Genomic DNA, 14,465 nt, shown 5'->3' with positions numbered 1-14,465 from the left:
ACTCCTCCCTTTCCGGGGAGGAGATTTTAGGGGGTACCGGTGGCCCAGCGGGTGCGGGCTATCCGGTAGGCTTATACTTTGCTTTCAACCTTTCAACCACAATATTCGGGAGTTTAACCGCAATGGCTGATACTACTGATTTCAAGAACGGACTCGTTCTCAAGATTGACAACAAGCTGATGCAGATTACCGAGTTTCAGCATGTGAAGCCGGGCAAGGGCCCAGCATTCGTGCGCACCAAGCTCAAGGACGTTGTCTCCGGAAAGACCGTGGACAAGACCTGGAACTCGGGCGTCAAGGTAGAAACCGCTACGGTGGACCGTCGCGATATGACCTACCTGTACAACGACGGCACCAGCTACGTCGTCATGGATGAAAAGACCTTCGAGCAGTTTGAGCTTTCGCCAGATAAGTTTGGCGATGCCGCACGTTTCCTGCTGGAAAACATGCGCGTGCAGGTCTCCTTCTACGAGGATGAGGCATTGTTCGCGGAACTTCCTATCTCCGTCGACCTCAAGGTAGAGCACACCGAGCCAGGCCTGCAGGGTGACCGTTCCTCCGGCGGCACCAAGCCCGCCACGCTGGAGACCGGCGCCGAGATCCAGGTGCCGCTGTTCATTGAAATCGGCAATGTACTAAAGATCGATACCCGCACCGGCGAGTACCTGTCCCGCGTCAACAACTAGGGCCTTATCTTGTCTGATAATACTGCTAAGCGGGATATCAATCATAAACGGCATACCGCGCGCTACCGGGCGCGCCGGCGCGCAGCGGATATCCTCTATGAAGCGGAGAACAGAGACGTTGATCCCGTTGCCATCGTTGAGGACCGCGTTGCCTTGGCGCGCGAGGATCGCCACGCGGTAGCGCCGATCGCGGATTACACCAAGGTCATCGTCCAAGGTGTCGCAGAAGAGCTAGACGCTATCGATGACACGATCTCGCGGTACCTTTCCCAGAACTGGGAGCTGCACCGGATCCCCGCCGTCGATCGCGCAATCTTGCGCCTTTCGGTCTGGGAGCTGTTGTTTAATCCGGACGTTCCCACCGCGACGGCCGTCGTCGAAGGCGTGGAGCTGGCCTCGCAGTATTCCCACGATCAAGCCGCACCGTATATCCACGCGGTCTTGGATGACGTTGCGCAATCTCGTTCTGAGCTAAGCCCGATGAATAACGACGGCGATGAGGAAGAAAGCGACGCCGCGGAATCCGAAGACTCCCAAGAGGACTCTGCAGTCTCGACGCCCGCAGAGGCGCCAAGAGAGTCAGAGGAGCCCGAGGAGTCAGCCCCGGCTACTGAACCGGAAGCAGACGCGGAAGAGGAAAACTCTTAAATCAAGCCGTTCCCCGTCTCCCGCTGCACTGTGCCGCGGGAGACAGCCGGTTCGCACGGGGCCCATACCGTGGCGTTTGTACAATAATTGCCATGGGTAAATTTAAGATCAAAGATGCGCTCGACCTGCGCGCCGGAAAAACCTTTCGGCTTGTCGATGTCGATCCCACGGGAACTCCAGGTTTCGATGGCTCAAAGTCTGATTTAGAAGACCGCTTCAAACGCTATGACGATGAGCTCTATGACTTGCAGGAGCGCCTTTTTGCCAATGGTAGGGCCCATGCCGATGACGCACCCTCGCTTTTAGTGGTCCTGCAAGGAATGGATACCTCCGGCAAAGGCGGGGCGATTCGCCATGTCTTTTCCGTCTTCGATCCGCAGGGCACGAAGACCGTCGGTTTTGGCAAGCCCACGGAAGAGGAAATGCACCACGATTTCCTGTGGCGCATCCGCAAACACGATCCGGTTCCTGGCCAAGTCGTGGCCTTTGACCGTTCCCACTATGAGGACGTCTTGATTCAGCGCGTACACGAGTGGGTGGATGAGGAAGAGATCGACCGCCGCTTCGAGGCGATTCGTGAGTATGAGCAAGAGCTCGCCGGAAAGCGGGTAAAGATCTTGAAGGTCTTTTTGCATATCTCGCCGGAGTTCCAAAAGGAAAACCTCATCGAGCGCACCGAGCGCGAGGATAAGTTCTGGAAGTACGATCCTTCAGATCTTGAAGAGCGCGGCTATTGGGATAAATACATGGCGGCTTATGAAGATGCCATCCGCCGGACGGATGAGCTCTGGGCACCGTGGTTTGTTATCCCCACGGATAATAAGAAGTACGCGCGCATGGCCTTGAAATATCTCATCGTCGATGCACTGCGGCACCTGAACCTGTCGTGGCCCGCGCCCGAATTCGATCCGGAGGCAGAAAAGCAGCGCATTCTAGATGCGGACTAGGCACTAGCCGCCCAAAAACCCGCACCGTCGCCGCGCCATAGCACGCGAGTGCGCGAGGCGGGCGAAACAAGTGCGGGGAGGCGCTTAGAGAAAAGGCAGGCTAGGCGTTTCCGGACGGCGTGGAGTTGTCCTCGCCGTTATTGCCAGCCTTCGCCGCGGTTTCAGAACCGAGCTTGGCCATTTCTTCGGCGGCAGAAACCATGGCGTCCTGGCCGTTGATGACGGCATCGACGGCCTTCTTCAAAGCGGTGGTGAGTTGCTCATCGGTCATTCCGGCGGCGGCGGGAATATCGCGCTCGGTGCGGACGACGAGCATATCGTCGTGCTCAGAAATAACTGCTCGCGCGCCGAATGCTACAGAGTTGATCTGGTTGGCGGCGAGGAAGAGTCCGGCATCGGCCTTGGAGAACGAGGCATCGGTTGGCACATCGCAGCGCACGATGACAACGGAATCCAGGACCGCAAACATGGTGGGCAGGCCATTGAGGTTGGCGGTGGCGGCGTCAATTTCGCCTTCCACCTTGGTCAGCTCAATGTCGAAGGTGCCCATGGCAGCTACGACGCGGTCTAGATCGACCTCGGGCAAATTGTTTTCGGTAGATGCGGTGGATGCATTAGTCATGGTTATGCTCCTCCCAGGTGACAAGCTGTGGGTAGTGCTCTTCAACAAAAGCCATGGACTGCAGCATGGAGTCCAAGGTGGACATCACGAAGGCACCGATCTGGTTGCGGGACAGGCCATGGGAAATGTTGATTTCGCGCACGCCGGAGACGGCCAGATTGTTTTCGGACGATTCAAAAAAGCGCAGGGTGGGCGCGAAGTGCTGCTGGTTCCACTTATTGAGGACCATGAGCAGTTGCGGGCCTTCCGAGGCTGGGGCGTTGCCGCGCCAGACGGAGTCTGCGACGAGGACATCGTCACGCACCTGCAAGGCAATGGCGATATTGGAAAAGCCGGTGCGCAGGATCTTTACCGTCTCGCCTTCGCCGACGGTCTGTTCTTCTACGCGGTACTCGAGCTTTTCGGAGTCAAAAATTTCACCGATGCGCTCTAGGGTGACATCCTCAATGGGCGTATCGGGATACAGGGTTGGTTCTTCAGACACGTAAGTAGTCTCAATCCATGTACTAATCGGGGATAATGGTCAACCCTGCCTAGTTTACCTAACTCATAGCGCTCCTACGGCGACTCCCACAGGCTTTCGCCGCCGAGTTCGTGCGCCAAGGCGGCGTCGATGGTGGGGTAGCGGAAGGTATGGCTTATGTCCTCGAGCACCTGTGGCTTCACCCGCTGGTCGGCCAAGGCGAGTTCTTGCGCGCCTTGCTTGCCCAGGAGCAAAGCGGGTCCGAATTGGGGGATCGGCAGGATGGTGGGTCGGTGCAATTCGGATCCCAAGGCGGATACGAAGTCCTTATTGAGCACCGGGTTTGGTGATACCCCATTGACCGGACCCTTAAGGTTCTCATCCACGATGGCGCGTATATAGGAGTCGGTGAGATCGTCTAAGGCGACCCAGCTGTACCAAAAGTTGCCGTCACCAAAGGCGCCGCCAAGCCCTGTGGAAAACAGCGCGCGCAACAGCGGTAGCAGGCCGGAATTGCCGGACATCACGATGCCGGTGCGGATATTGACCACGCGCTTCCCGGCCTCGCGGGCGGGGTCGCAGGCTTTCTCCCAGTCCGCTGCGACATCGGCAAGAAAGCCCTCGCCGCGCTCGGCTTCCTCGGTTAGCAGCTCATCGCCGCGCTCAGACCCGTAGAAGCCGATGGCAGAGGCACACACCATGGCCTGCACGGAATCGGTGGCGGCCACTAGGCGGGCGAGGTTTTCGGTGGGGCCCACGCGGGAGTCGCGGATATCGGACTTGTGGCTGTCATTAAAGCGCCCAAAGATGGGCTCGCCGGCTAGGTGCACCAGCACGTCGATGCCCTCGAGGAGATCGGGCCGCGGGTGGTGCGGGCGCCACTCGCGCTGGCCGGGTTCGGCGCTGCCGCGTACGAGCTGGATCACGGTGTGGCCCAAAGTTTGTAGCTGTGCGGTCAGCGCGCTGCCCACGCTGCCGCGCGAGCCGGTGATGGCGATGGTCAACGGCTTGTGGCCGAGCTGGCCTTCGCGCAGGCGGTTTTCAAAGGCAATATCCTGGATGAGCTGGTGCTGCCGGTAGGCGAATAGCGAGTTGAGGGCCGCAGCGGGAATGCGGGTATCGACCTCGTCTGTAATCAGCGTGCCGCCTGGGTGATCGGCAAACCGGTGCGTATGACGCCACTTGGCAAATTTGCGGATCGGCGCGTTGATGCAGACATCGCTGAAGCTATAGCCGGCCTGGTAGCGCGATAGATCGTGCTGGGCCGTCCACTGCAAACCGCCCGGCAGGGAAAGTAGGGAGGTGCCATCGCCCAGATCGGTGGCCTGTTGCACGGGCTTCATGAATGCGAAAGGTGGGTTTAGGCGTGCGAGCGACCCTGGCCGGGAATGCCACTGCCAGACGTGTTCGCGGGAGGCTGGGACTACGTGCTGCGCGGAGAAACTCACTGCGTGATGCACCTCTTTCGGCTAAGCCTCACCCACGGGTGGGTAAGGTGCTAGAGTAATACGTGTCTATCAGCATAGACGTCTACAAGTTCATTGACAGGCATCCTTTAATGACCGCACCGTGAGGCGGGGAAGGAGGTCACGATGAGTGGAACTGACGTGAACGCGAACGAATTGGAGCTTTTAAGCGCCGATGATGTCTCGCGTACCGTTGCACGCATCGCGCACCAGATTATTGAAAAGACGGCGCTCGATTCCGCGGAGGCCCCGCGGGTCATTTTGCTGGGCATCCCCTCAGGCGGAGTGCCCCTAGCGCAGCGCCTCGCGCAGAAAATACACGAGTTTTCCGGGGTTCCCGTTCCGTGGGGCTCGCTCGACATCACGTTGTACAGGGACGATTTGCGCAATTTCCCGCACCGTGCCCTGCAACCGACCTCCATCCCAGACGGCGGCATCGATAATGCCACGGTCATCTTGGTCGATGATGTCCTTTATTCCGGCCGCACCATCCGCGCCGCCCTCGATGCATTGGGTGATGTCGGCCGGCCTTCGATTATCCAGTTGGCCGTATTAGTTGACCGCGGGCACCGCGAAGTCCCCATCCGCGCCGATTATGTGGGCAAGAACCTGCCCACGGCGCGGGAAGAAGATGTCTCCGTATATATCCAAGACATTGATGGCCGCGATGCCGTTGTTCTCACCCGCTCTACGTCCGCGGGCGATACCGCGCAGATAAGGGGAACGCACTCATGAAACACCTCATCGATAGCGCGGAACTATCCCGCGCAGAGATCATCGGCCTGCTGGATGAGGCCGATCGCTTCCGCGAGGCGCTCGATGGCCGCGAGGTCAAGAAACTGCCGACGCTGCGCGGGCGCACGATTTATACACTTTTCTATGAAAACTCCACGCGCACGCGCTCGTCCTTTGAAACGGCCGGCAAGTGGATGTCCGCTGACGTGATCAACCTCTCGGCGTCGACCTCGTCCGTGAAAAAGGGCGAATCCTTGAAGGATACGGGCCTGACGCTGGCGGCCATCGGCGCCGATGCCATCATCATGCGCCACCCGTCTTCCGGCGCGCCGCAACAGCTGGCCCAGTGGGTGGACCCAGATGGGCATGGCCCCGCCGTTATCAACGCCGGTGACGGTGCGCACCAGCACCCGACGCAGGCCTTGCTCGATGCCGTCACGATGCGCCAGCGCCTAGGTCTGCGCGGCGATAATGGCTTCGAGGGCCTGAAGGTAAAGATTGTGGGCGATTGCCTGCACTCGCGCGTCGTGCGCTCCAACGTGGATCTCCTGCACACCTTGGGCGCGGAGGTCACCCTCGTGGGACCTGCGACCTTGATGCCGTGGGGCGTGGACAAGTGGCCGGTGCGCGTGTCCTATGACTTTGATGCAGAGCTTTCAGATGCCGATGTCGTGATGATGCTGCGCGTGCAGCAAGAGCGCATGGACGGCGGCTTCTTCCCGTCCCACCGCGAGTACGCGCAGCTATTCGGGCTATCGCAGCAGCGCGCCGCGGCGCTGCACAAGGACGCCATCGTCATGCACCCAGGTCCCATGTTGCGCGGCATGGAGATTAACTACGCCGTGGCCGATATGGATAAAACCACGGTATTGCAGCAGGTCAACAACGGTGTCCACATGCGCATGGCAGTGCTTTTTACGCTGCTGACTAATGGCGATAACGCCGGGATTTAAACCGGGCAGAGCATAAGCCACGTAAAGGGAGAGAAAATGACTACGTACCCAGCTACCGGCCGGCTGTCCGCACCGGCCGAGAACCCACTACTGATTAAAAATATTCGCCTGTACGGGGAAGGCGAACCCACCAACGTTCTCATTCGCGGTGGGGTTATTGACTCCATCGGGCCCGAGGTGCAGGCAGACGGTGCTGCCGAGACCATTGACGGCGGCGGCAACGTGCTGCTGCCTGGCCTGGTTGATATGCACGTGCACCTGCGCGAGCCAGGCCGCGAGGATACCGAGACCATCGAGTCCGGTTCCAAGGCCGCGGCCAAGGGCGGGTTTACCGCGGTGTTTACCATGGCCAATACCACTCCGGTCACGGATCAGCCCATTATCGCCGAATCCGTATGGGCAAAGTCCCAGGCACTGGGGCTTTGCGATGTCCACCCGGTCGGCTCCATCACCAAGGGCCTAGAAGGCAAGTCCTTAACGGAGTTCGGCATGATGGCGCGCAGCGATGCCAAGGTGCGCATGTTCTCTGATGACGGCAAGTGCGTGCAGAACCCACAGCTGATGCGCCGCGCGCTGGAATACGCCAAGGGCATGGACGTGCTACTGGCCCAGCACGCCGAGGATGACCGCATGACCGGTGGATCGTCTGCCCACGAGGGTGAAAACGCTGCTCGGTTGGGCCTGCGCGGCTGGCCGCGCGTGGCGGAGGAATCCATCGTTGCCCGCGACGCCTTGCTGGCCCGCGATTACGGCAACCGCGTTCACATCTGCCACGCCTCCACGCAGGGCACGGTGGAACTGCTGCAGTGGGCGAAGGAACACGATATTCCGCTTACCGCAGAGGTCACCCCGCACCACCTGCTGATGACCGATGACAAACTGCGCACCTATGACGGCCTCTTCCGCGTGAACCCGCCGCTGCGCGAACAGCGCGATACGGAGGCGCTGCGCCAGGCGCTTCTTGATGGCACCATTGACTGCGTCGCCACCGACCACGCGCCGCATGGCTCCGAAGACAAGTGCGTGGAATTCGAAAACGCGCGCCCCGGCATGCTGGGGCTGGAGTCCTCGCTGGCGGTCATCACCAAGCTCTTTGTGGAAACTGGCCTGGCGGACTGGCGCTTTATCGCCCGCGTCATGTCCGAGCGCCCCGCCGAAATCACGCGCCTGCCAGGCCACGGTCGCCCCTTGGAAGTGGGGGAGCCTGCCAACTTAACCATCGTTGACCCACAACACCACTGGGTATCCGATTCCGCGCAGCTCGCATCCAAGTCCCAAAACAACCCCTATGCGGGCGAGGAATTTGGTGCGCGAGTTACCCACACCATCTTGCGCGGCTCGGTAACGTTCGATCTGAACGCCGCTACCCATGACTAACCTTGCACACAGCACCCAATCAAGGCACAGAAAGGCCACGACGTGACTGATAAAACCCCAGCAATCCTCGTCCTTGCGGATGGGCGTACCTTCCGTGGCTACGGCTTCGGCGCTACCGGCACCACCCTCGGTGAGGCCGTATTTACCACCGCGATGACCGGGTACCAGGAAACGATGACGGATCCGTCCTACCACCGCCAGATCGTCGTCTCCGCCGCCCCGCACATTGGCAATACTGGCTGGAATGATGAGGACAACGAGTCCCACGGCAATAATATTTGGGTCGCAGGCCTGGTTATCCGCGATCTGTCCCGCCGCGTATCCAGCTGGCGCGCCGAGCGCAGCTTGAGCGAAGAAATGCAGGCCCAAGGCGTCATCGGCATCCGCGGCATCGATACCCGCACCTTGGTGCGCCACCTGCGCAACTACGGTTCCATCTCCGCGGGCCTCTTCTCCGGAGAGGCCGCCACCCGGCCCGTCGAGGAACTCCTCGAGGAGGTAAAGAGCCAATCCTCCATGGAGGGCGCGGATCTTGCCGCCGAGGTATCCACCGATAAGCCCTATGTTGTTGAGGCCCAAGGAGAAAAGAAGCACACCATCGTCGCCTTTGACATGGGCGTGAAATCCGCAACGCCGCGCTACCTTTCCCAGCGCGGCATCGAGACCATCGTGGTGCCGTCTACCACCACCTTTGCAGAAGTCCAGTCCTATAACCCGGACGGCGTCTTCGTCTCCAACGGTCCGGGTGACCCGGCTACCGCCGATGACACCGTTGCGACCATCAAAAAGGTACTCGAGGCGAAAATCCCGTTCTTTGGCATCTGCTTTGGCAACCAGCTGCTCGGGCGGGCGCTTGGCCTATCCACCTACAAGATGAAGTTTGGCCACCGCGGCATCAACGTCCCGGTACGCAACCTGCTGACCGGCAAGATCGATATCACCTCCCAAAACCACGGCTTCGCGCTGCAAGCCCCAGATAATTACGACCTGACCGATAAGGACGCCGAATTCGCCTCCGATTTCGGCCCGGCCCACATCACGCATATCTGCTTGAACGATGACACGGTCGAGGGCGTCGCCCTGCGCAATGGCATGGCCTTTTCGGTGCAGTACCACCCGGAATCCGCCGCCGGCCCGCACGATGCCAACCCGCTTTTTGATCAATTCTTAGAGCTCATGGCCAACCACACCCCGAAAAAGTAGTCACCCAGGAAAAGGAAGAAATATTATGCCAAAGCGCACTGACATTAATCACGTCCTGGTCATCGGCTCCGGGCCCATCGTCATCGGTCAGGCCTGCGAGTTCGACTACTCCGGAACCCAGGCCTGCCGCGTCCTCAAGGACGAGGGCCTACGCGTGACCCTGGTGAACTCGAACCCGGCCACCATCATGACCGACCCCGAGTTCGCCGACCACACCTACGTCGAGCCCATCGAGCCGGAATACATTGAAAAGATCCTGGTCAAGGAGAGCGAGGAAGGCCACCCCATCGACGCCGTGCTGGCTACCTTGGGTGGACAGACCGCGCTGAACGCCGCGGTGCAGCTGGACCGCCAGGGCATTTTGGATAAGTACGATATCGAGCTCATCGGTGCCGATATCGATGCCATCGAGCGCGGCGAGGACCGCCAGAAGTTTAAAGACATCGTGGCCTCGGTAGGCGGGGAATCCGCCCGCTCGGCGGTGTGCCACAACATGGATGAGGTCCACGAGACCGTCGACAAGCTCGGCCTGCCCGTCGTGGTGCGCCCGTCCTTTACCATGGGTGGCCTGGGTTCCGGCCTGGCCTTTAATAACGAGGACCTAGATCGCATCGCCGGCGGCGGGCTTGCGGCCTCGCCTGAGGCTAATGTGCTCATCGAGGAATCCATCCTCGGCTGGAAAGAATTCGAGCTCGAGCTCATGCGCGATGGCGATGACAACGTGGTCGTCGTCGCCTCCATCGAAAACGTCGATGCCCTGGGCGTGCACACCGGTGACTCCGTGACGGTGGCACCGGCGCTGACGCTGACGGACCGCGAGTTCCAGAAGATGCGCGATCTGGGCATCGACATCATCCGCGAGGTGGGTGTTGATACCGGCGGCTGCAATATCCAGTTCGCCTTGAACCCGGATGATGGCCGCATCATCGTCATCGAGATGAACCCGCGCGTATCCCGCTCCTCGGCGCTGGCCTCCAAGGCCACGGGTTTCCCCATTGCCAAGCTGGCCGCGAAATTGGCCATCGGCTACACCTTGGATGAGGTGCAAAATGACATCACCGGCGAAACCCAGGCGGCGTTCGAGCCGACCTTGGACTATGTCATCGTCAAGGCGCCCCGCTTTGCCTTCGAGAAGTTCCCCGGCGCCGATGACACCTTGACCACCACGATGAAATCGGTGGGCGAGGCCATGGGCATCGGCCGCAACTACATCTCCGGCCTGAATAAGGTCATGCGCTCGCTGGAAAACAAGCCCAACGGGTTCTGGACCAAGCCGGATGAGTACTTTGCGGGCGAGCGCGCCACCGACGTGCAGGCGGTGCTCAAGGATCTCGAGCGCCCCACCGAGGGCCGTATGTACGATATCGAGCTGGCGCTGCGCCTCGGCGCTACGGTCGACGAGGTCCACGAAGCCTCCGGCGTGGACCCATGGTTCATCGCGGAGCTCGAGGGCCTGGTGGAATTCCGCCAGGAGCTTGTCGATGCCCCCGTGCTCACCGAGCAGCTCCTGCGCGAGGCCAAAGTCTTTGGGCTTTCCGATGCCCAAATTGCCGCCCTGCGCCCCGAGTTCAACGGCGAAGACGGCGTGCGCAGCCTGCGCTGGCGCATGGGCATTCGCCCCGTCTTCAAGACCGTCGATACGTGCGCCGGCGAGTTCGAGGCGCAAACGCCGTACCACTACAGCTCCTATGAGCTGGATCCTGATGCCGAAACCGAGGTGCATCCAGCGCCGGAAGGCTCGAAGGGCAAGGTCATCATCTTAGGCTCTGGCCCGAACCGCATTGGCCAGGGCATCGAATTCGACTACTCCTGCGTGCACGCCGCCCTTGAGCTTTCCCGCAAGGGATATGAGACCGTGATGGTCAACTGCAACCCAGAGACGGTATCGACCGACTATGACACCGCTGACCGCCTGTACTTCGAGCCGCTGACCTTCGAAGACGTCATGGAGGTCTACCACGCAGAGGCAGCCTCCGGCGAGGTTGCCGGCGTGCTGGTGCAGCTGGGCGGCCAAACCCCGCTGGGCCTGGCAGAGCGCCTCGACGCCGCCGGCGTACCGGTGGTGGGCACCAGCCCTGCGGCCATTGACTCCGCCGAGGACCGCGGCGAATTCGGCAAGGTCCTCGATGAGGCAGAGCTGGCAGCGCCATCGTATGGCACCGCAACCTCCTTCGAGGAGGCTCGGAAGGTCGCGGCCTCCATCGGCTACCCGGTTCTGGTTCGCCCTTCCTACGTGTTGGGCGGCAGCGGCATGGAAATCGTCTACGATGAGCAGTCGCTGGAGAACTATATCGAGCGCGCCACCGAGCTCTCCCCAGACCACCCGGTCTTGGTGGACCGCTTCTTGGACTCGGCCATCGAGATCGATGTCGACGCCCTGTGCGACGGCAACGTGGTCTACTTGGGCGGCGTGATGGAGCACATCGAGGAAGCCGGCGTTCACTCCGGCGACTCCTCGTGCGCCCTGCCGCCGATGACGCTGGGGCCAGAGGACATCGATAAGGTGCGCGAATCCACGCGCCGCTTGGCCGAAGGCATTGGCGTGAAGGGCCTGATGAACGTCCAGTTCGCCTTGAAGGACGATATCCTTTATGTCATCGAGGCCAATCCGCGCGCCTCGCGCACCGTTCCGTTCGTGTCCAAGGCGACCGGTGTGCCGCTGGCTAAGGCTGCCGCCCGCATCATGATGGGATCCACCATCGCGGAACTGCGGGAAGAAGGACTTATCCCATCGGTCTACGATGGTGGTTCCTTGCCGCTCGATCACCCGATTGCGGTCAAGGAAGCGGTCTTGCCATTCGAGCGCTTCCGCCGGCCAGACGGTAGCTTGCTGGATACCCTGTTGTCGCCAGAGATGAAGTCCACCGGCGAGGTTATGGGGCTGGCCACCAACTTTGGTGCGGCCTATGCCAAGGGCGAAATCGCCGCCTTCGCCGTGCCGCCCACGGAAGGAACCATCTTCGTCTCCGTGGCCAACCGGGATAAGCGCACCCTGATTTTCCCCATCCAGCGCTTGGCGCGCATGGGATACAACATCGTCGCCACCGCCGGTACCGCGCAGATGCTGCGCCGCAACGGCATCGAGTGCGAGGTTGCCGTCAAGGTCTCTGAGGCCAAGGAGGGCGAAGAGTCCATCGTGGACAAGATTTTCAACGGCGAGATTGACTGGATTCTTAATACGCCAGCCGGCTCTGCCGGTGCGCGCCACGATGGCTACGATATCCGCGCCGCAGCGGTGCACATGGGCCTGCCGCTCGTCACGGTGGTCCAGGGCATTACGGCGGCGGTGCAGGGCATCGAGGCGCTGCGCCAGGGTGATTTGCAGGTCCGCGCACTTCAGGAGCTTGAGCATGGACCATGTAACTAAACCCTTTGGCCAGCGCTTGGAAGACGCCGGCCGCGAGCGCGGGCGGCTCTGCGTAGGCATCGATCCGCACCCGTACCTTTTAGAGAAGTGGGGGCTGGATAATTCCCCGGAGGGCCTGCGTACTTTCAGCTTGCGCTGCGTCGAGGCCTTTGCGGATTCCGCCGCTTTGGTAAAGCCGCAGGTGGCCTTCTTCGAACGCTTCGGTGCCGCAGGCTTTGCGGTCTTGGAAGAAACGCTGGCCGGCCTGCGCGAGGCAGGGTGCCTCACGGTAGCCGATGCCAAGCGCGGCGATATCGGCTCCACCATGGAAGGCTATGGCGATGCCTGGCTAGGGGAGACCTCGCCCCTGCGGGCCGACTCGGTGACCTTATCGCCGTATCTCGGCGTAGGGGCGCTGGGCGCGGCCATTGCCACGGCGCAAGAAAACAACCGGGGCGTCTTCGTCTTGGCGGCAACCTCTAATCCAGAAGCGCGCGCCATTCAGGCGGTGCCCGCGGGGACTGCGGACTCGATTGCCCAGGCGGTCATCGATGAGTGCGCCGCCTTTAATGCCTCAGCGCGTGAGGCTGGTGTTGCTGGAAGCGTCGGCGTTGTGGTGGGTGCGACCGTCGAGGACCCACCCCGCTTGGACGCGCTTAATGGGCCGGTGCTGCTTCCCGGCGTCGGCGCCCAAGGGGCAGGTCCCGCGCAGGTGCACTCCATTGTGTCTGCGTGCCCGCAGCTTGGGTTCGCCAACGTCTCCCGTGCCGTCTTGCAACGCGGCCCCCAGGTCGATGACCTGCGCAAAGCGGTGATCGATACCGCAGACCAATTCCGGGATTAGGACACGCGGCGGGGCCAATTAACGGCCGCGCCGTTTACCTGGTATTTTGGTCTAGGCATGTGCGTTGACGTGCTAAAATGAGTGACCCATCTGGGTCGCCTATCGTCATCGTGTCACTAGCGGTGCTAGGATAATCAGAAGTCGGTGTGCTCGAAGGTTCAGGGTAACTTTCCGCGGTATTTCCATCGCGTTTGGCAACCGGAATCTGGTACCAAGTATCAGAAGTAATAGAAGCAATCTAATGAATCGGAGGAAACTCGTGGCCCTTCCAAAGTTGACTGATGAGCAGCGTAAGGAAGCTCTCGCAAAGGCCGCTGAGGCCCGCAAGGCTCGCGCTGAGCTCAAGGCTGCGCTTAAGCGCGGCGAGACCGACCTGAAGGACGTGCTGGAAAAGGCTGAGACCGATGAGATCATCGGCAAGACCAAGGTTTCCGCACTCCTCGAGGCTCTGCCTAAGGTTGGCAAGGTCAAGGCCAAGGAAATCATGGAAGATCTGGAGATTGCGCAGACCCGTCGCCTGCGCGGTCTGGGTGAGCGCCAGCGTCGTGCTCTGCTTGAGCGCTTCGGTTACGACGACGAATAATCACGTCTATGGCTGACGCAACTGCTCGCGGTCGCCTCGTCGTGTTGGCGGGTCCTTCCGCAGTGGGGAAATCCACCGTAGTCTCGCGTCTACGGCATGACGTCGAGGGGCTGTATTTCAGCGTGTCTATGACAACGCGCCAGCCCCGCCCCGGGGAGCAAGATGGCGTGGATTATTTCTTCGTCACCCCTGAGGCCTTTCAGGAACGCATTGATGCCGGTGAGATGCTCGAATGGGCAGATATTCACGGCGGATTGCAGCGTTCCGGAACACCCGCCCGGCCCGTAGAAGAGGCCTTGGACGCCGGTCGCCCGGTTCTCGTCGAGGTCGATTTGGCCGGTGCGCGCAGCGTTCGCAAGGCCTTGCCGGAAGCGGATTTGGTCTTCTTGGCACCGCCTTCGTGGGAGGTGTTGGTAGAGCGCCTGACCGGTCGCGGTACCGAACCGCAAGACGTCATTGATCGTAGGTTGCACACTGCGTACGAGGAACTAGCTGCACAGGATGAGTTTGATCACGTTGTGGTCAATGAAAACCTAGATGAGGCAGTGGCCGCCATTAGTGATATCCTGCGTGGATAGACTCTTCTTTTGAC

The 14,465-nt window shown here is 60.8% G+C and carries 14 protein-coding genes; 11 read left to right on the top strand and 3 right to left on the bottom strand.

All coding sequences use genetic code 11. The features are described from left to right. The first annotated feature begins 122 nt into the window (after nt 1–122). The 3 genes from efp to HMPREF1287_RS03115 all read left to right on the top strand — a co-directional run bounded on the left by efp (nt 123) and on the right by HMPREF1287_RS03115 (nt 2,281). Entirely contained in the window at nt 123–686 is a 564-nt protein-coding gene (gene efp, locus HMPREF1287_RS03125; protein ID WP_023017433.1) for an elongation factor P, read from the top strand. Between the two features lie 9 nt (nt 687–695). Next, nucleotides 696–1,334: a transcription antitermination factor NusB gene (gene nusB, locus HMPREF1287_RS03120; protein WP_023017434.1), complete on the top strand. Its 639-nt coding sequence runs from the start codon at nt 696–698 to the stop codon at nt 1,332–1,334. A 92-nt stretch (nt 1,335–1,426) separates the two neighbouring features. Beyond that, nucleotides 1,427–2,281, top strand: a complete 855-nt coding sequence (locus HMPREF1287_RS03115; protein WP_023017435.1) for a PPK2 family polyphosphate--nucleotide phosphotransferase — start codon at nt 1,427–1,429, stop codon at nt 2,279–2,281. Between the two features lie 100 nt (nt 2,282–2,381). Here the strand turns inward: HMPREF1287_RS03115 and HMPREF1287_RS03110 are convergent, their stop codons facing one another. The 3 genes from HMPREF1287_RS03110 to HMPREF1287_RS03100 all read right to left on the bottom strand — a co-directional run bounded on the left by HMPREF1287_RS03110 (nt 2,382) and on the right by HMPREF1287_RS03100 (nt 4,814). Continuing rightward, on the bottom strand, nt 2,382–2,903 hold the full coding sequence (locus HMPREF1287_RS03110; protein ID WP_005283188.1) for a YbjN domain-containing protein: 522 nt from the start codon (nt 2,901–2,903) through the stop codon (nt 2,382–2,384). Next, nucleotides 2,896–3,387, bottom strand: coding sequence for a YbjN domain-containing protein (locus tag HMPREF1287_RS03105; RefSeq protein WP_005283185.1), 492 nt, complete (start codon nt 3,385–3,387; stop codon nt 2,896–2,898). The genes HMPREF1287_RS03110 and HMPREF1287_RS03105 overlap by 8 nt, the downstream gene beginning before the upstream one ends. Before the next feature lie 74 nt (nt 3,388–3,461). Beyond that, complete coding sequence (locus tag HMPREF1287_RS03100; protein WP_023017436.1) at nt 3,462–4,814, bottom strand: TIGR01777 family oxidoreductase; 1,353 nt, start codon at nt 4,812–4,814, stop codon at nt 3,462–3,464. 144 nt (nt 4,815–4,958) lie between these two features. Here HMPREF1287_RS03100 and pyrR point away from each other — a divergent pair, with 144 nt between their 5' ends. From pyrR to gmk, 8 genes are all read left to right on the top strand, one after another. After that, nucleotides 4,959–5,567: a bifunctional pyr operon transcriptional regulator/uracil phosphoribosyltransferase PyrR gene (gene pyrR, locus HMPREF1287_RS03095; RefSeq protein WP_023017437.1), complete on the top strand. Its 609-nt coding sequence runs from the start codon at nt 4,959–4,961 to the stop codon at nt 5,565–5,567. Continuing rightward, nucleotides 5,564–6,520 (top strand): aspartate carbamoyltransferase catalytic subunit, encoded by a 957-nt coding sequence (locus tag HMPREF1287_RS03090; protein ID WP_023017438.1) that lies wholly within the window; start codon nt 5,564–5,566, stop codon nt 6,518–6,520. The genes pyrR and HMPREF1287_RS03090 overlap by 4 nt, the downstream gene beginning before the upstream one ends. Nucleotides 6,521–6,556: 36 nt before the next feature. Continuing rightward, the gene (locus HMPREF1287_RS03085; RefSeq protein WP_023017439.1) at nt 6,557–7,897 is read left to right on the top strand and encodes a dihydroorotase; all 1,341 of its coding nucleotides are present in this window, start codon (nt 6,557–6,559) and stop codon (nt 7,895–7,897) included. Between the two features lie 42 nt (nt 7,898–7,939). Beyond that, on the top strand, nt 7,940–9,100 hold the full coding sequence (carA, locus tag HMPREF1287_RS03080; RefSeq protein WP_023017440.1) for a glutamine-hydrolyzing carbamoyl-phosphate synthase small subunit: 1,161 nt from the start codon (nt 7,940–7,942) through the stop codon (nt 9,098–9,100). Between the two features lie 25 nt (nt 9,101–9,125). After that, on the top strand, nt 9,126–12,467 hold the full coding sequence (carB, locus tag HMPREF1287_RS03075; RefSeq protein ID WP_023017441.1) for a carbamoyl-phosphate synthase large subunit: 3,342 nt from the start codon (nt 9,126–9,128) through the stop codon (nt 12,465–12,467). Then, nucleotides 12,451–13,290 carry an orotidine-5'-phosphate decarboxylase gene (gene pyrF / locus HMPREF1287_RS03070; RefSeq protein ID WP_023017442.1) on the top strand — a complete coding sequence of 280 codons (840 nt, stop codon included), beginning with the start codon at nt 12,451–12,453 and terminating at the stop codon, nt 13,288–13,290. Before carB ends, pyrF begins: the two co-directional genes overlap by 17 nt. Before the next feature lie 259 nt (nt 13,291–13,549). Beyond that, the gene (gene mihF / locus HMPREF1287_RS03065) at nt 13,550–13,873 is read left to right on the top strand and encodes an integration host factor, actinobacterial type (protein ID WP_023017443.1); all 324 of its coding nucleotides are present in this window, start codon (nt 13,550–13,552) and stop codon (nt 13,871–13,873) included. A gap of 8 nt (nt 13,874–13,881) precedes the next feature. Continuing rightward, nucleotides 13,882–14,451, top strand: coding sequence for a guanylate kinase (gene gmk / locus HMPREF1287_RS03060; RefSeq protein WP_005283138.1), 570 nt, complete (start codon nt 13,882–13,884; stop codon nt 14,449–14,451). The last annotated feature ends 14 nt before the right edge of the window (nt 14,452–14,465 follow it).

Origin of the sequence: Corynebacterium sp. KPL1986, from assembly GCF_000477975.1 — a bacterium.
GTDB classification, from domain to species: Bacteria; Actinomycetota; Actinomycetes; order Mycobacteriales; family Mycobacteriaceae; genus Corynebacterium; species Corynebacterium accolens.
This window is presented reverse-complemented; position numbering and strand designations above follow the sequence as displayed.

Bases quoted from the DNA above. Each gene is read 5' to 3' on its own strand.
- efp (WP_023017433.1), top strand. From the start codon at position 123: ATGGCTGATACTACTGATTTCAAGAACGGACTCGTTCTCAAGATTGAC.
- HMPREF1287_RS03115 (WP_023017435.1), top strand. From the start codon at position 1,427: ATGGGTAAATTTAAGATCAAAGATGCGCTCGACCTGCGCGCCGGAAAA.
- HMPREF1287_RS03110 (WP_005283188.1), bottom strand. From the start codon at position 2,903: ATGACTAATGCATCCACCGCATCTACCGAAAACAATTTGCCCGAGGTC.
- pyrR (WP_023017437.1), top strand. From the start codon at position 4,959: ATGAGTGGAACTGACGTGAACGCGAACGAATTGGAGCTTTTAAGCGCC.
- HMPREF1287_RS03090 (WP_023017438.1), top strand. From the start codon at position 5,564: ATGAAACACCTCATCGATAGCGCGGAACTATCCCGCGCAGAGATCATC.
- HMPREF1287_RS03085 (WP_023017439.1), top strand. From the start codon at position 6,557: ATGACTACGTACCCAGCTACCGGCCGGCTGTCCGCACCGGCCGAGAAC.
- carB (WP_023017441.1), top strand. From the start codon at position 9,126: ATGCCAAAGCGCACTGACATTAATCACGTCCTGGTCATCGGCTCCGGG.
- pyrF (WP_023017442.1), top strand. From the start codon at position 12,451: ATGGACCATGTAACTAAACCCTTTGGCCAGCGCTTGGAAGACGCCGGC.
- gmk (WP_005283138.1), top strand. From the start codon at position 13,882: ATGGCTGACGCAACTGCTCGCGGTCGCCTCGTCGTGTTGGCGGGTCCT.